22 protein-coding genes are annotated in these 23,012 nt (G+C 67.3%); 9 read left to right on the forward strand and 13 right to left on the reverse strand.

Features of this window, described 5'->3' with window-relative positions:
• The first annotated feature begins 4 nt into the window (after positions 1-4).
• The 6 genes from AC5P5W_RS10260 to AC5P5W_RS10285 all read left to right on the forward strand — a co-directional run bounded on the left by AC5P5W_RS10260 (position 5) and on the right by AC5P5W_RS10285 (position 5,784).
• Entirely contained in the window at positions 5-565 is a 561-nt protein-coding gene (locus AC5P5W_RS10260) for a hypothetical protein (RefSeq protein ID WP_197574504.1), read from the forward strand.
• A gap of 35 nt (positions 566-600) precedes the next feature.
• Positions 601-1,566, forward strand: a complete 966-nt coding sequence (locus tag AC5P5W_RS10265; RefSeq protein ID WP_197574505.1) for a hypothetical protein — start codon at positions 601-603, stop codon at positions 1,564-1,566.
• Between the two features lie 37 nt (positions 1,567-1,603).
• On the forward strand, positions 1,604-3,217 hold the full coding sequence (locus AC5P5W_RS10270; protein WP_197574506.1) for a hypothetical protein: 1,614 nt from the start codon (positions 1,604-1,606) through the stop codon (positions 3,215-3,217).
• A 53-nt stretch (positions 3,218-3,270) separates the two neighbouring features.
• A complete protein-coding gene (hemF, locus tag AC5P5W_RS10275) occupies positions 3,271-4,167 on the forward strand; it encodes an oxygen-dependent coproporphyrinogen oxidase (RefSeq protein ID WP_046433223.1) in 897 nt (298 codons plus the stop codon).
• Between the two features lie 96 nt (positions 4,168-4,263).
• Positions 4,264-4,704 (forward strand): hypothetical protein, encoded by a 441-nt coding sequence (locus AC5P5W_RS10280; protein WP_495221107.1) that lies wholly within the window; start codon positions 4,264-4,266, stop codon positions 4,702-4,704.
• 27 nt (positions 4,705-4,731) lie between these two features.
• Entirely contained in the window at positions 4,732-5,784 is a 1,053-nt protein-coding gene (locus AC5P5W_RS10285; RefSeq protein WP_495221109.1) for a hypothetical protein, read from the forward strand.
• A 44-nt stretch (positions 5,785-5,828) separates the two neighbouring features.
• On the opposite strand, the gene AC5P5W_RS10290 is transcribed toward AC5P5W_RS10285, so the two are convergent.
• Positions 5,829-6,308, reverse strand: a complete 480-nt coding sequence (locus AC5P5W_RS10290; protein WP_046433229.1) for a DUF421 domain-containing protein — start codon at positions 6,306-6,308, stop codon at positions 5,829-5,831.
• A gap of 369 nt (positions 6,309-6,677) precedes the next feature.
• Positions 6,678-9,452, reverse strand: coding sequence for a DNA polymerase I (polA, locus tag AC5P5W_RS10295; protein ID WP_197574507.1), 2,775 nt, complete (start codon positions 9,450-9,452; stop codon positions 6,678-6,680).
• A gap of 97 nt (positions 9,453-9,549) precedes the next feature.
• On the opposite strand from polA, the gene AC5P5W_RS10300 reads away from it, so the two are divergent.
• A complete protein-coding gene (locus AC5P5W_RS10300) occupies positions 9,550-9,834 on the forward strand; it encodes a DUF2782 domain-containing protein (RefSeq protein WP_014038952.1) in 285 nt (94 codons plus the stop codon).
• A 169-nt stretch (positions 9,835-10,003) separates the two neighbouring features.
• On the opposite strand, the gene AC5P5W_RS10305 is transcribed toward AC5P5W_RS10300, so the two are convergent.
• From AC5P5W_RS10305 to rpmB, 9 genes are all read right to left on the reverse strand, one after another.
• Positions 10,004-10,450, reverse strand: a complete 447-nt coding sequence (locus tag AC5P5W_RS10305; RefSeq protein ID WP_005411629.1) for a universal stress protein — start codon at positions 10,448-10,450, stop codon at positions 10,004-10,006.
• 301 nt (positions 10,451-10,751) lie between these two features.
• Positions 10,752-11,306, reverse strand: a complete 555-nt coding sequence (locus tag AC5P5W_RS10310; RefSeq protein WP_014648865.1) for a hypothetical protein — start codon at positions 11,304-11,306, stop codon at positions 10,752-10,754.
• Positions 11,307-11,412: 106 nt separating this feature from the next.
• A complete protein-coding gene (locus tag AC5P5W_RS10315; protein WP_032960648.1) occupies positions 11,413-11,739 on the reverse strand; it encodes a low molecular weight protein tyrosine phosphatase family protein in 327 nt (108 codons plus the stop codon).
• Positions 11,740-11,860: 121 nt separating this feature from the next.
• A complete protein-coding gene (gene uvrD, locus AC5P5W_RS10320; RefSeq protein WP_014648867.1) occupies positions 11,861-14,053 on the reverse strand; it encodes a DNA helicase II in 2,193 nt (730 codons plus the stop codon).
• A 9-nt stretch (positions 14,054-14,062) separates the two neighbouring features.
• Positions 14,063-15,484, reverse strand: a complete 1,422-nt coding sequence (locus AC5P5W_RS10325; protein WP_049442084.1) for an FAD/NAD(P)-binding protein — start codon at positions 15,482-15,484, stop codon at positions 14,063-14,065.
• 45 nt (positions 15,485-15,529) lie between these two features.
• A complete protein-coding gene (cls, locus tag AC5P5W_RS10330) occupies positions 15,530-16,948 on the reverse strand; it encodes a cardiolipin synthase (protein ID WP_014648869.1) in 1,419 nt (472 codons plus the stop codon).
• Between the two features lie 125 nt (positions 16,949-17,073).
• Positions 17,074-17,322: a hypothetical protein gene (locus AC5P5W_RS10335; RefSeq protein WP_032960654.1), complete on the reverse strand. Its 249-nt coding sequence runs from the start codon at positions 17,320-17,322 to the stop codon at positions 17,074-17,076.
• Positions 17,323-17,797: 475 nt separating this feature from the next.
• Positions 17,798-17,965: a 50S ribosomal protein L33 gene (gene rpmG / locus AC5P5W_RS10340; protein WP_169411268.1), complete on the reverse strand. Its 168-nt coding sequence runs from the start codon at positions 17,963-17,965 to the stop codon at positions 17,798-17,800.
• A gap of 10 nt (positions 17,966-17,975) precedes the next feature.
• The gene (gene rpmB / locus AC5P5W_RS10345) at positions 17,976-18,212 is read right to left on the reverse strand and encodes a 50S ribosomal protein L28 (protein WP_005411638.1); all 237 of its coding nucleotides are present in this window, start codon (positions 18,210-18,212) and stop codon (positions 17,976-17,978) included.
• Positions 18,213-18,493: 281 nt separating this feature from the next.
• On the opposite strand from rpmB, the gene AC5P5W_RS10350 reads away from it, so the two are divergent.
• A complete protein-coding gene (locus AC5P5W_RS10350) occupies positions 18,494-19,708 on the forward strand; it encodes a glycosyltransferase family 1 protein (protein ID WP_197574509.1) in 1,215 nt (404 codons plus the stop codon).
• Positions 19,709-19,721: 13 nt separating this feature from the next.
• Here the strand turns inward: AC5P5W_RS10350 and dnaQ are convergent, their stop codons facing one another.
• Positions 19,722-20,231, reverse strand: coding sequence for a DNA polymerase III subunit epsilon (dnaQ, locus tag AC5P5W_RS10355; protein WP_049407177.1), 510 nt, complete (start codon positions 20,229-20,231; stop codon positions 19,722-19,724).
• A gap of 274 nt (positions 20,232-20,505) precedes the next feature.
• Here dnaQ and AC5P5W_RS10360 point away from each other — a divergent pair, with 274 nt between their 5' ends.
• On the forward strand, positions 20,506-22,077 hold the full coding sequence (locus AC5P5W_RS10360) for a hypothetical protein (RefSeq protein ID WP_142235030.1): 1,572 nt from the start codon (positions 20,506-20,508) through the stop codon (positions 22,075-22,077).
• A gap of 32 nt (positions 22,078-22,109) precedes the next feature.
• Here AC5P5W_RS10360 and AC5P5W_RS10365 read toward each other — a convergent pair whose 3' ends face one another.
• The gene (locus AC5P5W_RS10365; RefSeq protein ID WP_032960663.1) at positions 22,110-23,003 is read right to left on the reverse strand and encodes a LysR family transcriptional regulator; all 894 of its coding nucleotides are present in this window, start codon (positions 23,001-23,003) and stop codon (positions 22,110-22,112) included.
• Between the last annotated feature and the right edge of the window lie 9 nt (positions 23,004-23,012).

A 23,012-nucleotide genomic window follows, 5' to 3' on the forward strand; every position in this document is an offset into this window, starting at 1 on the left:
TCGGATGTCAGTGCCGCTCCCGCCGCTTCCCACCCGCACCACGCCACCCGCTCACGCCTGGGTGCGCCCGATGGCGCAGGCGTCGTTCTGGCTGTGCCTGCTGCTGACGCTCTACTTCGTGCTGCAGGCGCTGCTGTTGTGGCCACTGCACGGCACCCCGCTGTGGCAGTCGCTCGCCGGAATGGCGCAGGCGCACCGGGTGCAGAGCGTCACCTGGCTGCTGGCCCACCCGGTGGGCGCCTCGATGATCATCGCGCTGGCCTGCCTGGTCTCGACCGCAGCCAGCTGGGGCCTGCTGCGCGAACGCCGCTGGGGCCTGTGGGGCTTCGTGGCGCTGTTGCTGCTGAGCGCACTGGCCAACTTCGCGATCGCCTGGTGGCTGGACGCGTGCATGCGCGATCTCATCGCACTGCTGGCCGATGACCCGGCCCTGCAGCAGGAGCTGCAGCCGCGGCGCTGGATGGTCACCTTCATCGTGGTCGGTACCTCGATCCTGTTCCTCGGCCTGCAGGGCTGGCTGGCCTGGCGCCTGTTGAGGCCGGACATCCGCTCGCGCTTCCGCTGAGCCCCATCCGATTCCCGCTGGACAAGGACCGTCGCATGCGCGTGCTGACCCTGCTCCCCGCACTGCTGCTGTTCGCCGCGCAACCTGCGTCCGCCGACGCGTTGCGATGTGGCGAGTACCGCAGCACCGAGGGCGCCATGGCGCTGGTGTTCGAATCATCCACTGCCGGTTATCGCGCTCTGGAAGGCCAGGAACACGCGCCTGTGCGCATCGACCGCAGCGGCGGCGATCTGCGCCTGGTATTTCTCGACGACGGTGTATCCACCGCCATCAGCGTGGCTGCTGACGGGGCGCATATCAACGACGGCATGACCGACTTCGAGTTGCATCGACCCCAGGCCTGCCAGCGCGCCCCTGCGCCCGTCACCGACGGCTGCCTGGGCCAACCTGCGCTGTGCATTGCGCGGCTCGCGGATGCGCCGCCGGAACAGGCGCAACGCGCGTGCGAGGAAAGCGTCGGCGCCGGGTGCTCGGCGCTGTTGCGCCACTTTCTCGCTGCACCCGCCGCCGCAGCCGGGCAGCAGGACGCGCCATTGCCTGCCGCGCAGCGCACCACGCTGCAGCGGCTCTGCCTGCACCAGCGCGGTGGTCGCTTCTGCACCGAGGTGGCCGAACAGCAGTTGATCGCGCTGGAACCCGCGTTGGCCGTGCAGGCGCTGCAGGTGGTCTGCGATGCTGGGCGCGCCAGTGCCTGCGAACGTAGTGCGCCATTGCGTGAACTCGGCACCGATCTACGCCTCGTGCCTCTCCAGCAAGTGCCCTGTGGCCGCTATCAGGCCGATGGCGGCGCGATCGACAGGCTCGACTTCGGCGATGGCACGCGCGGCCGACTGGAAGACGGCGCCATCCACCTTCAGCAGGACGGCGAAACCCTTGTCCTGCGCCAGCTGGGCAACGGCGACCTGCTTGGCATGGATACGCAGACCGGTTACCAGCGCTACCAGCCGGTGCCCGGCACGGCACAATGCACGCCCCCGCGCGAGGGCCGTGGTTCGCCGTAGCGCCTGGAGTTTCCCGTTCGATCGTCAAGGAGACGACATGCATTCACCCGCACCGCGCCGCCGCTGGCTGGCCTGGGCGCTGCTGCTGGCCGCGCCGATGGCCGCCGCACAGTCACCGCAATGCGGCCTGTTCAAGGCCGACGAAGGCAGCGGCACGCTGCGCATCAGCTCACCGAACCGCGGCGAGCAGAAGCACTTCGGCAGTGCGCCGTCTCCGGTCGCGTTCCAGCAGATCGACGGAAAGCTGCAACTGGTGAACCTGGAGTACGGCCTGCCCAGCGCGTTGCAGGTGCGCGATCGTGGCCGCACGGTCGAGGTGGATGGCACGGTCTACATCCTGCAGGCCCCCGCACAGTGCGCCGCCGCAGCCAGGCCGGCTGAAGGCAGCTGCCTGGCCGATGCGGCGGCGTGCCTGGACAACCGCCGTGAAGCGCCCCCGGCCGCGCTGGAAGCAGGGTGCCGGGAAGGCGTGCCCGGCATGTGCCTGCAGCTGGCCGATCGCTGGCATGACGAGGCCAGGGCGCCGGCCACGCCGGATGAGGCGCAGCAACAGGCCATCCTCGATACCGCACTGGCCGGCATCGAACTGCCTGTGCCGTGCCGGAATGGCGACTTCAGCAACGAGACACCGGCCTGTGCAGCGGCGCTGGAAGCGGATCCGGCGCTGCAGGAGCAGATCGTCAAGGCCGCGATGGGTGCGGCGATGGTCGAAGCCGTGAGCTCCGTGCTGTCACCCTCCACGCCGGTGGTGGTGCCGGCCGCGCAGCGCCAGCAGCTGTTGCAGTTGTGCCAGCAGGTCGGCCATGGCGGCTTCTGCAGCCGCGTGGCCGAGCTCTCGTGGGAATCCGGCGACCCCTTGCAGGCGGTGCAGGCACTGACCACAGCGTGCGCGCCCGGTAAGGAAAGCGCCGCCTGCGAGCGCCTGCCTGCATTGCAGGCGCTGGGCGCCTCGTTGCGGCCGCAGCCGGCTACGGCGCTGCCCTGCGGCACCTTCCGCGCCGCAGGTGGCCTGATGGATACGCTGGACTTCGGCGATGCAGGACGGGTCGGCATCGGCTGGGACAGCCAACTGCGTGCTCGTGTCGAAGACGGCGACATCCGCATCCGCCACGACAAGGGCGGCGACTTCGTGCTGCGGCCGTTGCCCGGGGGCCAGCTGCTGGGCCTGGACACGTGGACACGCTTCCAGGTGTTCGTGCCGACCGGCGAGGGCGCGAGCACCTGCAGCCCGCCGAAACACTACACGGTGCTGCCGCTGCCTCAGGACTGCCCGCAGGCGCTGGCCAGCGGCGGTGCCGAAGCCTGCTGCGCGCAGGGTAAGCTGCAGGGCTGCAACATTCTTGGCAACCGTCTTGCGCTGTCCGGCCAGTGGCGGCAGGCGGCAGAGCACTACACCACCGTGTGCCGTGCCGGCGTGCGCGAGGGCTGCGAAAACCTGGTCGCAGCGCAGGGCCGCAGCAGCGACATCGACGCCCATGCGACGCTGGAGCGGCTGTGTGCCGCCGACCGCAGCGGGCGCCACGTCGCCTGCGACGTGCTGGACACCGGAAACTGGAGCGCCCTGGAGCTGGGCCGTGTCCTGCAGGAGGCGGTGGACGAAGCGACGGCCGAGGACACTCCGGCGCCGCGCGCTTCCAACCGCAAGCGATGAGCCGGCCAAGGCCTGCCCGCAGCTTCGGGCGGGCCCTGCGGTAAAGTAGCGCCATGAACGAATTCGAGCGCGTGCGCGCCTACCTCACCGACCTGCAGGACCGCATCTGTGCGGCGATCGAGGCCGTCGATGGCCAGGCCCGCTTCCAGGAAGACCTGTGGCAGCGGGCCGAGGGCGGTGGCGGGCGTACCCGCGTGCTGCGCGACGGCGCGGTGTTCGAGCAGGCCGGCATCGGCTTCTCCGACGTGGCCGGCAGCCGCCTGCCGCCGTCGGCCTCGGCCAACCGCCCGGAACTGGCCGGCGCCTCCTGGCGCGCCACCGGCGTGTCGCTGGTGTTCCACCCGCTCAATCCCTACGTGCCGACCACCCATGCCAACGTGCGCTTCTTCCAGGCGCAGCGCGACGGCGAAGTGGTGGCCAGCTGGTTCGGCGGCGGCTTCGACCTGACTCCGTTCTACCCGTTCGACGAGGACGTGCAGCATTGGCACCAGGTCGCCCGCGACCTGTGCACACCGTTCGGCGACGAGCGCTATGCCGCGCACAAGCGCTGGTGCGATGAATACTTCTTCCTGCGCCATCGCAATGAAACGCGCGGCGTCGGCGGCCTGTTCTTCGATGACCTGCACGGCGATTTCGAGCGCGATTTCGCTTATCTGCGTGCGGTCGGTGATGGCTTCCTCGACGCCTACCTGCCGATCGTGCAGCAGCGCAAGGACGCCGCATATGGCGAGCGCGAACGCGAGTTCCAGCTGTACCGCCGCGGCCGCTACGTGGAGTTCAACCTGGTCTACGACCGCGGCACCCTGTTCGGGCTGCAGAGCGGTGGCCGCAGCGAAAGCATCCTGATGAGCCTGCCGCCGCGGGTGCGCTGGGAGTACGGCTTCACCCCGGAAGCGGGCAGCGCCGAGGCGCGCCTGGCCGACTACCTGGTGCCACGCGACTGGCTCTGATCGTCCGGCGCCACGCCTGATCCGTGGCGCCTTCTTACGCCTGTGGTGCGCCCCGCGCCGGACAGGCCCTGCACTGCCTCCTTCAAGGATGACCCCATGCCTGCTGCTGTTCCCTTCCGCCCCCGCGCCGCGGGCTGGCGCTCCCTGCTGTTGCTTGCATTGGCCTCGGCCAGCCTGCCGGCCGCCGCGCAATCGATGGCCTGCGGCACCTACAAGGACGTCGACGGCAACACCACGCTGACCATCGAAAGTGAAGGCCATGGTTTCCTGTCCGGCCCCTACCAAGCCACCGAGCAGCTGCGCATCGCCCGCCAGGAGGACGTGCTCGGCACCGGCAACCTGTCCACCGGCCGCCTGGAAAACTGGTACTTCTCGGACAACGATCGCACGATCAGCACCCCCTATCGCGAATTCACCCGCGAGCACACCGCCGTCTGCAAGACGATGCCGGAGCCCATCGAGGGCGGCTGCGTAATGAACACCTCCGAGTGCCTGGAGGCGTTGCCGGAAGCCGAACCGCTGAAGCTGCATGCCTAGTGCGCCGAAGGCGTGGGCGCGGCCTGCATGCAGCTGCTGGAGACCTACCAGCGGCAGGCCAAGGACGCAGCGCCGGCGCCTGCACGTTCCGAGCCGCCGATGCCGGAGATCTGCAAGGAGGATTCGGCGTCGTTCAATGCCGAGGGCTGCAGGGCGATCGCCGAGGTGGTCGGCGCCGAGATGATGGGCAAGGCCGTGCTCGGCCTGCAGCATTCGAACGACCCTGTCTTGCCGACCGCGCAGCTCGATGAACTGGCCGCACTGTGCCGGCAGCAGCACGGCGAGGCGTTCTGCGCCGACGTTGCCGAGGCGCTGTGGAGTGGTGGGCGCCTGTTGCAGGCCCATGAGGCGCTGCAGCTCTCGTGCGCCCAGCGCGCGGAGGGCGTGGCCTGCGGCCGCGCCGAGGCGCTTGCCCGACTGGCCTCGGTACCGGCCGCTGCACTGGCCCCGGTGCCGGCTTCCGCGCTGCCCTGTGGGAGCTATGAAGCGGAGTACGGCGTGCTCTCGCAGCTGCGCTTCCTCGATGGTGGCCTGGTGGAAGCCGGGGGCCGCGACCAGCGCCTGCGCGCGAGCCTGCAGGACGGGCGCATCCTCATCCATCGCGACGTCGGCAGCGACTTCGTACTGCAGCCGCTGAAGAACGGAAACCTGGCCAGCATCGACGGCGGCAACCGCTTCGCCTACTACGAGCGCAAGCCGGGCTCAGGCAATGCCAGCTGCGCACCGCCGGTGGCCTTCGTGGAGATCCCCCTGCCGCTGGACTGCCCGACCCTGGACCGCAAGGACGGCGCCAAGGCCTGCTGCACCGATGGCAAGCTGCTGGGCTGCAAGGTTGCCGGCGAGGCACTGTTCAAAAACGAACAATGGGCCGCATCGCGGTCCTACTTCCAGACGCTGTGCAGCGCGGGTGTGCGCGAAGGTTGCCTGGCAATGGCCGCGGTGTATGCGCATACCGCGGATCCGAAGATTCCGCAGGCCATGGCGGCGATCTGCGCGAAGGACGGCAAGGGCACCCACGTCGCCTGCGATGTGGACGCGACGCGCAACTGGCCGGCGCTGAAGGCTGAAGCCGCTCCCTGAGGCCAGGCACCTGTTGAGCCGGGCATGGGCCCGGCGCTACGAGGTCAGGTGCTCTTCCGCGCGATGATCGTGATGTGCCCGGTCGTCTCCAGCAGGGCGATCTGCACGTCCTCGATCTGCAGGCCGCCCTGTTGGCGCAGCGCGGCATCGAAATCGGCCCGGCTGATCAGTTCGCGGCGGAGAACGCCCTCCAACAGCCGGCCATCACGCGCGATCACGGTGGGCTCTCCTTCGATCATCCGCTCCATGCGCCGATTCCGGGTGGTCAACCAGCCCACCCCGTAGTTCAGCACGATCAGGGTGGCCGCCAGCAGCAGGCCACCGCCCAGCGAGGTGTCGGTGCCCAGCAGCGCGTTCTGCACCGCGTTGCCCAGCAGCACGATCAGCAGCACGTCGAAAGGCGTGATCTGCCCCAGAGCCCGCTTGCCGCCCAGCCGGACCATGCCCAGCACCACGACATAGACCACCACCGCGCGCAGGATGAATTCCCACCACGGCATGGCCAGGGCGAACAGGTCGGGCATGGTCTTCCCCTGCGGAACGGTGGCCCAGCCTAGCATCTGGGGTCAGATCCCTTTGCCCGGCGGGCAAAGGGATCTGACCCCCAGTGTGTGTTCCGTTGGCGCAAATAAAAAGCCCCGCTGACCAGGGGGAGGTCAACGGGGCCGGGGAACGGGCACTTGGGGAGGAGTCCCCGTTCCGAGATCTGCTCCAGGGGATGGGAGAGATCCACAACAGGCGTTGCGCCTGTCGGGAGTTATAGAAGCACTTCGAACACTAACGGTTCGTGAAGGGGCCCCATTTAATGAATTTCAATAGGGGCAACATTCATGGTCGAGTCAGAAACACCCGACTCATGAACAAATTCACGTCGTTTTCGGCCTGAAACACCGTCAGTGCGCTTCGTCCCAGTTGTTGCCGACGCCCGTGTCGACCACCAGTGGCACCCGCAGTTTGGCCGCTTGCGACATGCGCTCCACCACCTGCAAACGCAGGTCCTCGACGAAACTGCTTTCGGTTTCGAACACCAGTTCATCGTGCACCTGCAGGATCATCCGTGCCGGCGCCCCGTTGTCACGCAGCCACTGGTCCACATCCACCATCGCGCGCTTGATGATGTCGGCGGCAGTGCCCTGCATCGGCGCGTTGATCGCCGCGCGTTCAGCACCGGCACGCAGGCCCTGGTTGCGGGCGTGGATGTCGTTCAGGTACAGGCGACGGCCGAACAGGGTTTCCACGTAGCCCTGGTCACGGGCCTGCTGGCGCATCCGCTCCATGAAGTCGCGCACGCCCGGGTAGCGGCTGAAGTACAGCGCCACGTAGTCCTGCGCCTGGCCACGGTCGATGCCCAGGTTGCGGGCCAGGCCGAAGGCGCTCATGCCGTACATCAGGCCGAAGTTGATGGCCTTGGCGGCGCGGCGCTCGTTCGGGGTCACTTCCTCCAGCGTGCGCCCGAACACCTCGGCGGCGGTGGCACGGTGTACGTCGGCGCCCTGCTCGAAGGCACGCACCAGGCCCGGGTCCTCGGACAGGTGGGCCATGATCCGCAGTTCGATCTGCGAATAGTCGGCCGCCAGCAGCTGGAAACCTTCCGGGGCGATGAACGCGCGGCGGATGCGGCGGCCGTCCTCGGTGCGGATCGGGATGTTCTGCAGGTTCGGGTCCGACGAGGACAGGCGGCCGGTGGCGGCACCGGACTGGTGGTAGCTGGTATGCACCCGGCCGGTGTCCGGGTTGACCATCTCCGGCAGCTTGTCGGTGTAGGTGCTGCGCAGCTTGGCCAACCCGCGGTAGTCCAGGATCACCCGCGGCAACTCATGCTGGTCGGCAATCGCCTCCAGCGCCTCTTCATTGGTGCTGGGCTGGCCCTTCGGGGTCTTCACCACCGCCGGCAGCTTCAGCTCGTCGAACAGCACCGCCTGCAGCTGCTTGGGCGAATCCAGGTTGAAGCTGCGCCCGGCCAGCTCGGTGGCCTTCTGCTGCGCGGCCAGCATGCGCGAGGACAGGTCCTGGCTCTGCCAGCGGAGTTCGTCGGTGTCGATCCGCACGCCATTGGCTTCAATGCTGGCCAGCACCGGCACCAGCGGCATCTCGATGTTGCGGTACACGCTGTCCAGCGCCGGCTCGGCCAGCAGCTGCGGCTGCAATGCGTGGTGCAGGCGCAGGGTGATGTCGGCGTCCTCGGCGGCGTAGCGGCTGGCTTCGTCGATGCCCACCTGCGAGAACGGGATCTGCTTGGCGCCCTTGCCGGCCACGTCCTCGAACTTGATGGTGCTGTAGCCCAGGTAACGCAGCGCCAGCGAATCCATGTCGTGGCGGGTGGCGGTGGAATTGAGCACGAAGCTCTCGAGCATGGTGTCGTCGTGGTAGCCCTGCACCGCCACGCCGTGGCGGCGCAGCACATGCAGGTCGTACTTGCCATGCTGGCCCAGCTTCTTCTTCGCCGGGTCCTGCAGCGCCGGGCGCAGTGCGTCCAGCACCTGCTGCATGGGCAGCTGGGCCGGCGCACCCGGGTAGTCGTGGCCGACCGGAATGTACGCCGCCCTGCCCGGCTCGACGGCCAGGCTGATGCCCACCAGGCGCGCGCGCATCGCGTCCAGCGCATCGGTCTCGGTATCGAAGCTGATCAGGTCGGCCTGCTGCAGGCGTTCGACCCAGGCCTGCAGCTGCTCGGCGGTCAGCACGGTCTCGTACTCACCCGGCGCGGACAGTGCCGGATCCAGCGTGCCAGCGGCGGGCGCCTCGACGCTGCCACGGGCGAAGCCAGCGGCGGTGCCGCGCAGGCTCGGGGTCGCCTCGCTAGCGGCCACCGGTGCCGGCACCGGCGCGCCCAGCTCCTTCAGCGCCTGGGTGAAGCCATAGCGCGTATACAGCTCGGTCAGCTCCGGCACATCCTGCTCGCGCAGGGCCAGCGTGGTCGGGCTGGCGTCCAGCTGCACGTCGGTACGGATGGTCACCAGCTCGCGGTTCAGCGGCAGCCGCTCCAGTGCGGCACGCAGGTTCTCGCCGATCTTGCCCTTCATGGCCGGCGCGGCCGCCATCACGCCGTCCAGGTGCTGGTACTCGGCCAGCCACTTGGCGGCGGTCTTCGGCCCGCACTTCTCCACGCCCGGCACGTTGTCGACCGCGTCGCCCATCAGCGCCAGCAGGTCGATGATCTGGTCGGCGCGCACGCCGAACTTCTCCATCACCGCCGCATCCGAATCCATGCGGCTGCCGGTCATGGTGTTGACCAGCTCGATGCCCGGGCGCACCAGCTGGGCGAAGTCCTTGTCGCCGGTGGAAATGGTCACCTTCAGGTCCTGCGCCAGGCCCTGAAGGGCCAGCGTGCCGATCACATCGTCGGCTTCCACGCCGGGGATGCGCAGGATGCTGATGCCCAGCGCTTCGACGATGCGGCACATCGGCTCGACCTGGCTGCGCAGCTCATCGGGCATCGGCGGGCGGTTGGCCTTGTACTGGTCGTACAGGTCGTCACGGAAGGTCTTGCCCGGCGCGTCGACCACGAACGCGACGTAGGCCGGGCGCTCCTTCAGCGTCGAACGCAGCATGTTGACCACGCCGAACAGCGCGCCGGTGGGTTCACCCTGTGCATTGGACAGGGGCGGCAGCGCGTGGAACGCGCGGTACAGGTAACTGGACCCGTCGATCAGGACTAATCTGCTCATGTGCCGATTCTACGCGCCCGTGCCTGCACCGCGGCGACACGGCCCGTACACCGCGATGGGGCATAATCAGGGCTCTTTCCAGGCAAAGGCCCTGCCGATGAAGACCCTGATGCTGGCTTCCCTGCTCCTGCTCGCTGGCTGCGCCAGCATGGGTGGCGCGGGCGCTCCCCCGGTGGACGTCAAGGGCGCGGATGTATCCAAGCGCACCATGGACAACGGTGACACCATCGAGGAATACCGCGTGTCCGGCCAGCTGCGCATGGTCAAGGTGACCCCGTCGCGCGGTGCCCCGTTCTACATGTACGACAAGAACGGCGACGGCCGCATGGACAACGACAAGGACGGCGTGTCGCCGGTCTACTGGAAGCTGTACAGCTGGTGAGGTGACCGGGGTTGTGACCGGGGTCGGATCCCTTTCCACAGGAAAGGGCTCTGACCCCCTCGAAGCCACCGGCACGGCCCCGATCCCCCACAAAAAAGCAACGCCGGCGCGCATCCTGCGGCCGGCGTCGGGTCCCCTCCCCGGGAACGCTTGAATCAGCGGGTATGGATCAGCGGATGACCAGCACCGGCAGCGTGCTGCGTGCCAGCACTTCGGCGGTCTGGCTGCCCAGCAGTACACGGGTCACGCCACGGCGGCCGTGCGAGGTCATCACGATCAGGTCGCTGTTGCGCTCGCCGGCGGTCTCGATGATGCCGTCGGCCGCATAGCGGTCCAGCACGTGCACCGGGTTGGCGGTGATGCCCTGCTCGGCGGCCTTGGCCAGCGCCGGCTGCAGCACCTTCTGCGCGCCTTCCTCGCGGTCGGCCTTGTATTCGGGGCTGTTCATGTAGCCCACGCTCCAGCCCATGGCGTCGTACATGCCGACGGCCCACGGCTCGGAAACAGTGACGATATCGACCTCGGCGTTAAGGTCCTTGGCCAGCTCCAAGCCCTTGGCCAGGCCCTTGTCGGCCAGTTCGGACCCGTCAGTGGCAATCAGGATGCGCTTGTACATGGTGGGGCTCCGTGGCGGTCTGCCGGATGGGAACGACACCATTGCACACCGGATGTGGAGGCGGCGCCTTGAGCAGGATCAATCCGGCGCCGCGCAGCGGCGTGTGCGCACCGTCACGTGGTCCGGGGGACAGGCTCGGCCCGCCCTCTTCTGTAGAGCCGAGCCCGTGCTCGGCTGCTTCTGGCGGGAAGAGCAGCCGAACATGGGCTATGCCGGTCGTCCTGACCGGCACCCTTCGGGCCGTCGCAAGCGACGTTGGCAGCGGCTCCTGCCGCTACCTTCGGCTCTACAACAACGTCGCTCAGGCGATCTGCACCACGCGCGCGTTCTGGCACAGCGGGTAGCTGGCCACGAACTCGTCAATCGCATCGCGCATCGCCTCGAACGATTGGCCGTACATGTACAGCGCGGTCTCGGTCGGGCCCTGCCACCAGCTGCAGATCTCGCCCAGGCCGTCGATGTTCCCGGACAGCTGCTCGAACACGTGGTTGGAATCGCACTGTTCGTAGACCTCGTCCGGCAGGTTCAGGCCATCCAGGTAGATGCCCAGGCCTTCGGTCACGCCGAAGCTGCGATCGGCCTCGCCTGCGCCCTGTATCTGCGAACCCTTCGGTGCACCCAGCTGCTCCAGCAGGTCGATCAGCTTCGGCACGCCCGCGGCATCGACCAGTGCCACTTCGATATCGCCGTATTCGACCTCACCCAGGTCGGACATCGCGGTGCCGCCGCCGGTCAGCTCGCCCACCTGGGCCGCCTGCAGCAGCGCGTCGAGCGGATCCTCGAACAGTTCGTGGCGGTGCTCCGGCTGCAGCCGGGCGTTCAACTTCACGGTGACGTGCAGCGTGGGTTCGGTCATGGGGGCGTTCCTGGAAGAAGTGCCACCTATTGTAGAGCCGAGCCCATGCTCGGCTGCTTCTGGCCGGAAAAGCAGCCGAGCATGGGCTCGGCTCTACAACAGCCTGTCAACGCAGGAACGGCGTGACCTTGCGCTTCAGCAGTTCCACCAGCACCGGGTCCATGTACTCGTAGTCATCCGGAATATCCAGGCAGATCACCCGCTTGCCGTTCAACCAGGCCTTGTAGCGGCTGGACAGCCGGTTGCGGTGGGCGCGCTCCATCACGAACACGATATCGGCCCACTGCAGCAGCTCGGGGCTGAGCACTTCCTCGGCGTCGGCCAGCAGCCCGGCCGAGGCGGTCTCGATGCCCGGCCAATCGGCGAATACCTGCTCGGCCGTCGGGCTGCGCAGGCGGTTCTGGCTGCAGAGGAAGAGCACATTGCGGGTCATGAGCGCAGCCTAATGGGGGCAGAGCCCTTTTCCAACGGAAAAGGCTCCGGCCCCAACCACGTGCATTCCGCGATGGGGTCAGAGCCCTCCCTGCGGGAGGGATCCGACCCCTCGACGGCGATCAGATCACCGTCAGGTTGGCGTAGGCCATCACCAGCCACTTGCTGCCGGCATCAGCAAACTCGACCTGCACGCGGGCGTGCGCGCCGCTGCCTTCGTAGTCGGTCACCATGCCTTCGCCGAACTTGGGATGGGTAACCAGCGCGCCGAGCTTGACCGGCGGCGCCTCGATCGAGGCATGGCCCATCACCCTGCTGGCGCCCATCGAAGCCGGGCGCGAGACCTGCACCTTCGGGCGCACTTCGTGCAGCAGTTCGCGCGGAATCTCGCGCAGGAAGCGTGACGGCAGGCTGTAGTTGTCCTGGCCGTGAATGCGGCGCGATTCGGCATAGCTCAGCACCAGCTTCTGGCGCGCGCGGGTGATGCCGACATAGGCCAGGCGGCGCTCTTCTTCCAGCCGCCCGCTTTCCTCCAGCGAGCGTGCGCTGGGGAACAGGCCTTCTTCCAGGCCGGCCAGGAACACCAGCGGGAATTCCAGGCCCTTGGCCGAGTGCAGGGTCATCAGCTGCACGCCCTCTTCGCCTGCCTGCGCCTGGCCCTCACCGGCCTCCAGCGCGGCATAGGCCAGGAACGCGACCAGCTCGTCCATGTCCTCGCCCACTTCCTCGATGTCGTCAGCCCGGCGCACGAAGCGCGAGGCCACCGAGACCAATTCGTCGAGGTTGTCGGTGCGCGACTCCGAGTCCAGCGCGTTGCGGCTTTCCTTGCTCCAGTGCTCGCGCAGCTGCGAGCGGGCCAGCACGTGGTCCACGCGCTCGGCCAGGGTCATGTGCACGGTCTGCGCCTGCAGCTCGTTGACCAGCCCCAGGAAGCCGGCCAGCGCATTGCGCGCGCGTGCGGCCAGCGCGTTGCCCTGGGTGACCAGCATCGTTGCTTCCCACAGCGAGATACCCTGCGCGCGCGCCTCGCGGCGCACTTCGTCCAGCGTGCGGTCGCCGATGCCCCGGGTGGGGGTGTTGACCGCGCGCTCGAACGCGGCGTCATCGTTGCGGTTGGACAGCAGGCGCAGGTAGGCCAGCGCGTCCTTGATTTCGGCACGCTCGAAGAAGCGCATGCCGCCATACACGCGGTATGGCACCTGCTCGCTCAGCAGCGCTTCTTCCAGCGCGCGCGACTGCGCGTTGCTGCGGTAGAGCACGGCCACTTCGGTGTAGCTGCCACCGTCGCGCACCCACTGGCGGGCACGCTCGACGATGTAGCGTGCCTCGTCCATCTCGTTGTACGCGGCGTACAGGTCGATCGGCTCGCCGTCACCGCTGTCGGTCCACAGCTGCTTGCCGATGCGATCCGGGTTGTGCGCGATCACCGCGTTGGCAGCGCCGAGGATGTTGGCGGTGGAGCGGTAGTTCTGCTCCAGGCGGATGGTCTGCGCGCCCGGGAAATCGCGCAGGAAGCCCTGCACGTTCTCGACCTTGGCACCGCGCCAGCCGTAGATGGCCTGGTCGTCGTCGCCGACCACGAACACGTGGCCGGAATCGCCGGCCAGCACGCGCACGAAGGCGTACTGGATGGCATTGGTGTCCTGGAACTCGTCCACCAGGATCTCGCGGAAGCGGGCGCGGTAGTGCGACAGCAGCGCCGGGTTGTCGCGCAGCAGTTCGTGCGCGCGCAGCAGCAGCTCGGCGAAGTCGACCAGGCCGGCGCGGTCGCAGCGCGCCTGGTACTCGATGTAGGCCTGGCGCATGGTCTCCAGCCACGCGTCGTGCGGTTCGGGCTGGATGTGCTGCGGGCGGCGGCCCTCGTCCTTCTGCGCGTTGATCCACCACGCGATCTGCTTGGGCGGGTACTTGCCGTCGTCCAGCTCCAGCGCCTGCACCACGCGCTTGACCAGCCGCAGCTGGTCGTCCGAATCCATCACCTGGAAGCCTTCGGGCAGCTTCGCGTCCTGCCAGTGCAGGCGCAGCAGGCGGTTGGCCAGGCCGTGGAAGGTACCGATCCACATGCCACGGCTGCCATGGGGCAGCTGTGCGTCGATGCGGTGGCGCATTTCGCCGGCCGCCTTGTTGGTGAAGGTCACCGCGAAAATGCCGTGGGTCGGCACGCCGTCGACTTCATGCAGCCAGGCGATGCGGTGGGTGAGTACGCGGGTCTTGCCGGAACCGGCACCGGCCAGCACCAGGTGGTGGCCGGGGGGAGCGGAGACGGCTTCGCGCTGGGCCGGGTTCAGGCCATCAAGCAGGTGGGAGACATCCATGCCCCCATTTTACGGCATCGCCGTCGCGGCTCCTGCGACCACCTGGGTGGCCAGTGCCTGCGCCTGCTGACGCAGTTCAGGCACCGCCAGGCTTTCCCACAGGCTGCCGATGCGCAGGCTGCCGAGTACGCCCAGCCGCGCCTGCGGCTGGCCACCGGCGGCACGCAGGCGGTCGCCCGGCACCGTGCTGTCCAGGCCCAGCCCATGCGGGCCGGGGCGGGCCAGGCCATCGGCCTGCAGCTGCTGCAGCAGCGGATTGCGCAGCGCGCTGGCGCGGGTTTCCACACCGGTGGCGTTGATCACCCCGCTGATCGTCCACTGCTGATCCTTGCCGGAGGCGTCGCGACCCGACAGCCGCAGGGCATCGCCTTCGCGGCCGACGCGTTGCAGGCGGGACCGGTGAATACGCAGTTGGCCGCTTTCGATCAGCGCCTGCAGCTGTGCGTCGACCTCTTCGGCGATGCGGTGGCGATGCACGTCCCAGTAGCGCACCACATGGCGCAGGAAGCGGCGCTGGTCGGCCGCGTCGAGGCTGCACCACAGTGCCTGCCCGTGCGGACGGATGCGGTCCATCACCCCCTGCCACGGCAGACCATCGGCCTGCGCCTGGCGCGCGAACCCGCGCAACGCGCGCAGGCGCTGGCGCAGGCTCATCGGCAGCAGCGCAGCCGGGTCGAACGCGGGCAGGCCGCCATGCGCATGCGGCAGCGGCAGCAGGCCATGGCGCGAGATCACGTGCAGCGGGCCGGTGTGGCCGGCAGCAACCAGCGCCAGCACGGTGTCGGCCATGCTCAGGCCGGAGCCGACGATGGCCACGGCCTGCTCACCGGCCAGGGTGCGTACGCCGTCGTAGTCCCAGGCCTCGATCACGTCATCGGCAGGCAGCGCATCGGCACCGGCCACCGGCAGCGGCCGCATGCTGTTGCCGGTGGCCAGCACCGCCTGTGCGGCGTGCAGCGTCTGGCCATCGCCCAGCAGCAGCCGGTAACCATGGTCATCCGGCTGCAGGCCCAGCACCGGCTGCGCGATCACCTGCAGCTGCGCCGGGCTGGCTGCGGCAGCCTCCTGCAGGCGCTGCTGCAGGTAGGCCGCAAAGTGGTGGCGGCACACGTAGCGCTCGCCCAGCACCTCGCGCGCCTCGCCCGGGTAGGCATTGGCGGCCATCAGGTAGTCGAGGAAGTCGCCGGGCTGGTCGGCAAACGCACTCATCTTCGCCGCCGGCACGTTCAGCAGGTGCTCCGGCCACGGCGTGGCATAGGCGATGCCCTGCGCCAGCTGCGAAGCCGGTTCGAAGATGGCCAGCGCCAGCGGCGCCTGGGCCTGGCGCAACACCTGGATCGCCACCAGCACCCCGGCCGCACCACCACCGATGATTGCCAGGTCCAGTTCGCCATTACGCGGTGAATCAGTCATGCGCCGATTGTAGGCCATCGGCGATGACGGGCCGGATTGCCGAAGCGGGCGGTTGCCGCCGTTTCACATCAACGCATCGGCCAGCCGTGCGATGCCTTCGCGGCTGCGCCGCCACGTGGGACGGCTGCGCCACTGCTGCAGGTCCAGCTGCCGCGACTCGCGCAGGTAGCCATCCTCGATCGCGCACAGCTGCTGCACCAGCGCACGGTCGTAGCAGACCAGGCCGATTTCGGCATTCAGCGCGAACGAGCGGATATCCATGTTGATCGAGCCGAGCACGGCGATGTCCTCGTCCACGCTCATGTGCTTGGCGTGCAGGAACTGCGGCTCGTACAGCGCGATGCGCACGCCACAGCGCAGCAGCTCGTCGTAGTAGGCCTCCTGCGCCCACGACGTCAGCCGCTGGTTGTTGCTGGCCGAGAGGATCAGCTGCACCTGCACGCCGGACAAGGCCGCAATGCGCAAGGCGCTGAGCGTGGCTTCGTCGGGCACGAAATACGGGGTGACCATCACCAGCCGGCGCCGCGCCAGGTGGATCAGCGCCGCCACCGCATCGCGTGCGTTGCTGTACGGATAAGCCGGGCCGCTGGGCAGCAGCTGGGTGGCGATGTCGTCGCTGCACTCGGGCACATCGGCGATCACGTCCAGGCGCTGGCCGGTTTCCATGTACCAGTCGCTGGCGAACACCGCTTCCAGATGCGCCACCGCCGGGCCGCGCACGCGCGCCACCAGCTCGCGGTTCGGGTGGCCAGGCACGAACTGCGGGCCGGCCAGGTTCTGCGAACCGACATAGGCCACTTCGTTGTCGATCACCGCGATCTTGCGATGGTTGCGCAGGTCCATGCGCCCGCTGCGGCGCCAGCGCAGGCCACCGGGCAGCATCGCGCGCACTTCGATGTCGCGCGCCTGCAGGCGCTTGCGATAGGCACGCAGGCCGCGCTTGGCGCCCACCGCGTCGAGCAGCACGCGGCACTGCACGCCACGTGCAGCCGCACGCTGCAGGGCCTCGACGATCGCCTCGCCCACCGCGTCGTCGAACATCAGGTAGTACAGCAGGTGCACGCGGTCTTCGGCCTGGTCGATGTCGGCGATCAGCGTGTGCAGTGATTCGTCGTAGTCGGTCAGCAGATCGACGGCGTTGCCGTGCACCGGCATGAAGTCGCCCTGGCGCTGCACCAGCGGCACGATCTCGGCGCTGGCGGTGTCCGGCTGCGGTGTCCAGCGCAGGCGATGCTGCAGCGCCTGTTCCTCGCGGATGACCTGCGAGGCCTCGGCCTGGCGGCGGATGCGCTCGCGCGACAGCCATGGGTGGCCAAACAGCAGGTACAGCGGCAGGCCCAGCAGCGGCACGAAGCCGACCAGCAGCAGCCAGCTACGCGCCGCCCCCGGCGTGGTGCGGGTGGGGATCCAGCACAGTGCAACCAGCCGGATCAGCCAGTCGATCAGCAGCAGGTACGAACCCAGCAACCACTCGAACAGCATCGTGTCGCCCGTCGGGAGGTGATGGGCCATTCTGCCCACCGGCCCTTGTGGAGTCGAGCCGCGCTCGACGGCCTTCCGGTCCGACCGCACAGCAGCCGAGCGTGGGCTCGGCTCTACAGGATGGATCAATGCCGCACCGGCACCTCGCACAGCTGCCGCACCGCGTCGGCATGGCGGCGGCCGTTGAGCGCCATGCAGGCGATCGCCTGTGCGGCCCGCTCCAGCTGCGCCTCCGGCAGCGGCGACGGCGCGCCGTTGGCCAGTGCCAGATGGTGGTCGCACAGCAGCAGCGCCATGCCCTCGATGCCTTGCAGCATGCGCTGCAGGCGCAGCCAGCCCAGTTCCAGGTCCTGCCGGTGTGATGGGGTGTTCATGCAACCTCCTTCAACGGATCTGGCCACCGTGAAGGTGGCGGACGATGCGTGGTTGCAATACCGGGAACGGTAGCCACCAAACCGGCGGGCGCGAGGCCCCCACGCACCGTCCGCCATAGAGGCAGATGGGTCGCCCGCCGTCGGCGGAGCTTTCCGGCAACGGCGGGCGAGTTTACTGGCTACCGATTCGACGGGATTGCAAGCCCGACCACTGCAACCGCAGCGGCCAGCCATCATGGGCACGGCGGGGCCCGTCGTTCCAATCGATTTGAACCGCGCGAGGCGGCAGAACCGGTAGGAACAATCACTTATCGCATTCGGCCCTTCACCTCAGGCAGGGTGCCATTGGCGACAGCGTGCGCAGGGAGTGCGGCAGTGCCGACCAAGGTCGGCCGCTACCGAAGTCTGCACGCCAGGCATGAAAAAACCCGCCACAAGGGCGGGTTTCTTCGCGGGGATCAGCAATCCGTGCGGATTACTTGATCTTGCCTTCCTTGTACAGGACGTGCTTGCGCACGACCGGATCGTACTTCAGGAATTCCATCTTCCCCGGGGTGTTCTTCTTGTTCTTGTCGGTCGTGTAGAAGTGGCCGGTACCGGCCGAGGAAATCATACGGACCTTATCGCGCTTGCCTGCCATGATGCTTTACTCCTCAGACCTTTTCGCCGCGCGCACGCAGCTCAGCCAGAACGGAATCGATACCGTTCTTGTCGATGGTGCGCAGTGCATGCGCGGAAACACGAAGCTTGACCCAGCGGTTCTCGCTGGCCACCCAGAAACGGCGCTCGTGCAGATTCGGCAGGAAACGACGACGGGTCTTGTTGTTGGCGTGCGAGACGTTGTTACCCGTCTGCACTCGCTTGCCGGAAACCTGGCATACGCGGGACATTGCGCACCTCGATAGTAGTAGTTGTCAGCCCGTAGCCCGGGCGACGGCGGCCTCGATGGTTGCCCACCACACGTCAAGAGAATCAAAGGGTTACGCTGGCGTTGGGCGGCCAGGGACGTGCTCCCGGGGGCGCCGCCCGGTAGAAAACCGGACACAGCGAGCCGCGCATTATGCACGGGTTCAAACACTTGCGCAAGTTACCCACAGGCGGGGACTGGACCGGCGGGGCCGGGGAGACTTCGCCAACCGGCATACTGGCCCGGATCACTGCGGAGCTTTCCATGCGGCTGCTGGCCCTGACCTACGGAACCGAAGGCGATACGCGTCCGCTGGCCATGCTCTGCCATGGGCTGATCAGCGCAGGCCACGCGGTGACACTGCTGGCCGATGGCGGCACCCTGGGCAGCGCGCAGGCCCTGGATGTGCCCCACGCGGCCCTTGAGGGTGACATCCATGACGAAGTGGTCGCCCTTGTCTCGCGGGGCAACGGTGTTGCCGCCGCCAGTACCGGTCTGGCACGGATGGCGCTGCAGCATGTCAGCGGCTGGATGCGCCAGGCCGATGCCGCCGCCGAAGGCTGCGATGCGATTCTGACCGGCGGACTGGCGGCCCTTGTCGGCATGAGCGTGGGCGAACGTCGGGGTCTGCCGGTCATCGGCACCGGCATGATTCCGCTGACCCCGACGCGAGCCTTCCGCTCTCCGTTCCTGCCACCCGGACGCTCGCCGGGCTGGTTGAACCGGGCCAGCTACGGGTGGGTCAACGGCCTGATCTGGCGCCAGTTCCGTCGGCCGATCAACGCGGCACGCCAGCAACTGGGGCAATCGCCGCGTCGCGCGCTGTGGTCCGGCCTGCCGATGCTCTATGGCATCTCGCCGCAGCTGCTGCCGCCACCGGCGGACTGGCCGGTCGACCACATCGCCTGTGGCCAATGGCGGCTTCCTGACGCGCCCTGGACGCCGCCGGCCGATCTGCAGGCCTTCCTCGATGCCGGGCCGCCGCCGGTCTATCTGGGCTTTGGCAGCATGACCGGATTCGATCGCGAGCGCGTGCTGCCGGCCCTGCTGCAGGCGCTGGCACCGCGCCGGGTGCTGCTGTTTCCAGGGTGGGCCGGATTGCCGACGGGTGCGCTGCCAGCAGATGTGTTCGTGCTCGGCCCGACGCCACACGAAGCACTGTTCCCGCATTGCGCACTCGCCATCCACCATGGTGGCAGCGGCACCACGCATTCGGCCTGCCGCGCCGGCATTCCCTCGCTGGTGATGCCGTTCGCCGCGGATCAGTTCTTCTGGGCCGATCGCCTGTATCGGTTGGGCGTGGCACCGGCACCGTTGTCACCGAAGCGACTGGATGCAGCAACGCTGGCGGCAGCCATCACCTTCGTTGAAACCGACGCAACACGCACACGCGCGGCGACCCTGGGCGTGGCGATGGGCCATGAGGACGGGGTGGCCTGTGGCGTGGCGATGATCGAGCGCTGGTTACGGCCGGTGTAACAGCGGCCAGGCCTCAGCGCAGGTGCGAAATCACCTGCGCTAGCAGATGGGCATCCTTGAGCGCGCCGTGCAGGCCGCGCTGGCTGGGAATGCGCAGGCGCTGCAGCACATCATCCAGCTTGTTGCCTTGGCCCGGCCAGCGCCCGCGCGCCAGCTTCAGGCTGCAGGTGATGCGGCAATGCTGGGCCAGCGTGCCGGGAATACCGGACAGACGCAGCTCGTTGTCCAGGAAGCCCACATCGAAGGTGGCGTTGTGCGCGACCATCTCGCTGCCGCGCAGGAAGTCCAGCAGTTCGGCGGCCTTGCTGGAAAACAGTGGCTTGCCCACCAGCATCGCATCACTGATGCCGTGCACGCGCTGTGCACCCCAGTCGACCCTGCGCTGCGGCTGCAGGTAGGTGTGGAACTGGCGGCCGGTGAGCTGGCCATCGATCAGTTCGACGGCACCGATTTCGATCACCCGGTGCCCCAGGCGGTGGGAGATGCCGGTGGTTTCGGTATCCAGTGCGACGATGCGACTCATGCGTGAGGCTGTTTCCTGTTGCGTGCCGCGATGATTTTCGCATGCCTGCAGCAGGAAGCCCCCCACTGTAGAGCCGAGCCCGTGCTCGGCTCACGCGCTAGGCGCAGGCCTTGAGCGTTGGAGCCAGAAGCAGCCGAGCGTTGGCTCGGCGCTACAAGTCCGGTCATTGCCACGATGGTGAGGCCTGGTCCAAGTCTGATATGCAGGCGTTGGTGTATCAGCGACCTGCTCTATACCACTATATTCAGCCTTCCATACAGGGACAGGGGAAACGATGAACACAATCGAGGAAGTGAGACAACGACTGAACCAAGCGCTGGAGGATACCCGGCTTGCCGACTTCTACAGCATCCGCCGACAGGTAAGGGGAAGAGGTAACAACCACGGGGGGCTCTTCCCCAAGGCAGGCGAGGCCTTGAACTATGTATTCCATCGAGGAGGCCGGGAGGAGCTTCAGTTCAACATTGGTTTTGAGAAAGGTGACCTTTTCCGCTACGGCGTTGCGTTCGGCTTGCAGCCCGGACAGAGCCTACCGGATCCGACAAAGCAGCTAGCCAGCCGTATTGATGCGTTCAACAGCATCCTTCCTGGGATGCCGTCATTGTCTGCTTACGAAATCTGGATTCATCGTGGAGACGGGAGTGAGGCCAGACTTCCTGCCGGGCCAATACCGGCCAGCGAAGTGATCAATGGCAACTTCATATTCTTTGGCGTCAAAGAGTATGTGGGTCCAGCCGGCGTGAACGAATCGGCAGTGCAGCGCGCCGTCGCGACGCTAGTGAATATCCTGCCCCTCTATGAAGAAATCGAGCGCTGTGTTTTCGATGAGGTCCCAGTGCAGGGGCGAACGAAGGCCAGCAATCGCTACACAGCCCGGATTGCCCACAACAGCATGGGGTGGCGTAGACCGGCAGGCGCACATGATGTGACTGAGAGCGGATCAAGCTATCGGAGCGAGTACGGCTTCGGCCATGAAGACTGGCTTTTTCGCGACGAATGGCAGCTCGGTGGCTGGCGATACGCGTTTGTTCAAGGTGTGAATCGCAGCAGGAAGCGTCTGCTCAAGCGAGGCGAGGCATTTGACCTCGAGCTTTTCGTTCTTTCGTCACAAGGTCGGTCAATGGTGTGCGAGATCCGAGACGTGGAGGTTCTAAGCGATCAGCAATCAGCAGATGCAGTTGAGGCCTATGTCAAAAATGGATGGCTTGCCACAATGAAACAAGAGGTGGAGGACGCAAACGGCTACGCTGCCGCGCTCGATCCTGACCTTCCCGAGCAGATACTCAACATACGTTTCCGGACGACGAACGTAAGGCGTATCGACGCTGGCAATCCCATTCCCAGCTGGCACCCTGCACATCGTTTGACGCGCTATTCGCTGTATGGAGTGGAGACACCGCTTCCCGAAAAGCCTGCAAGATGGGCAGGACGTAAGGGTGTACCCGAACTCCCGGACTCCGGTGAACGGCAGCGTAAGCTCCAAGCTGGAATGGCCACCTACTCTCCAGAACATCAGAAGATGCAACGGCTTTTGGAAGCTCGCTTGAAACTTCGCTATCCCGGTGCGGATATCGCCTTTGAGGAAGACTTCATTGACGTCAAGCTTCGAACGGATGACAAGCTCATACTCTATGAGGTCAAATCAGACCTCAGACCATTGAGCGCGATACGTCAGGCGCTCGGCCAGCTCCTCGAGTACGCGTATCACCCGAGACGGACGCACGATCTGGAGCCTTCATTGGTCATCGTGGGGCGTCGGCCATTGGTAGGAGAAGACAAGGACTTCTTTGAGCGCATACGCGCTCAGTTCGGCCTACCAATCAGTTACGAGTTCGTGGAGCTCTAGTCGCCATCAGCAATCGGGGGTGGTGTGCAGCGTCACCCCAGCGCTTCCACCACCCAATCGATGAACACCCGCAGCCGCTGGCTCATGTGCCGGTTCGGCGGGAACATCACATGCATCGGCATCGGCGGCAGCTGCCAGTCCGGCAACACCGGCAACAGCTCGCCGCGCGCCACGTGCGGCTCGGCCATGTAGCTGGGCAGCGCCACCACGCCCAACCCCGCCAACGCAGCGGCCAGATAGGCGTTTCCATCATCGAAGCCGACCGTATAGCGGCCCTGCACCTCAACGCGTTCATCGCCGCGCTGTGCAATGAACACGCGTGCGCGGCCACTGCGCGGGCTGAGGAAGCCAACCATGTGGTGATCGGGCCCTTGCAGCGCGCGCGGATCGGTCGGCAGGCCGAAACGCTGCACATAGTCGGGGCTTGCGTGGAAGCCGATCGGCAGCGCCGCCAGCGGCCGCGCTACCAGCGCCGGGTCGGCCGGGGTGCCACCCCGGATCACGCAGTCGACGTTGTCGGCGATGACATCGACTTCGCGGTCACTCACGCCGATGTCCAGCTGGATCTCCGGGTAGCGCGCCTGGAAGTCCGGCAGCGCCGGCACCAGCCGCAGCCGCGCGTAGGGCCCGGGCACATCCACGCGCAGCCGCCCGCGCGGCTGGGTGGCCGCGTCGCCCAGCCCGCCCTCCACTTCTTCCAGCTCGGCCAGCAGGCGGGCGATGCGCGGGTAGTAGGCCGCGCCGTCGGCGGTGACGCTGACCCGGCGCGTGGTGCGGTTGAGCAGGCGCAGCCGCAGGTGTGCCTCCAGCTGCTGCACCAGCTGGGTGGCCGTGGTGCGGCTGATCTGCAGGGTCTGCGCGGCGCGGGTGAAGCTGCCGGTTTCCACCACCCGGGCAAAGGCCCGCATCGCCTCGAAACGGTCCATGGCGGGCCA

This window comes from Stenotrophomonas sp. YJH_SMC_123, from assembly GCF_059368215.1.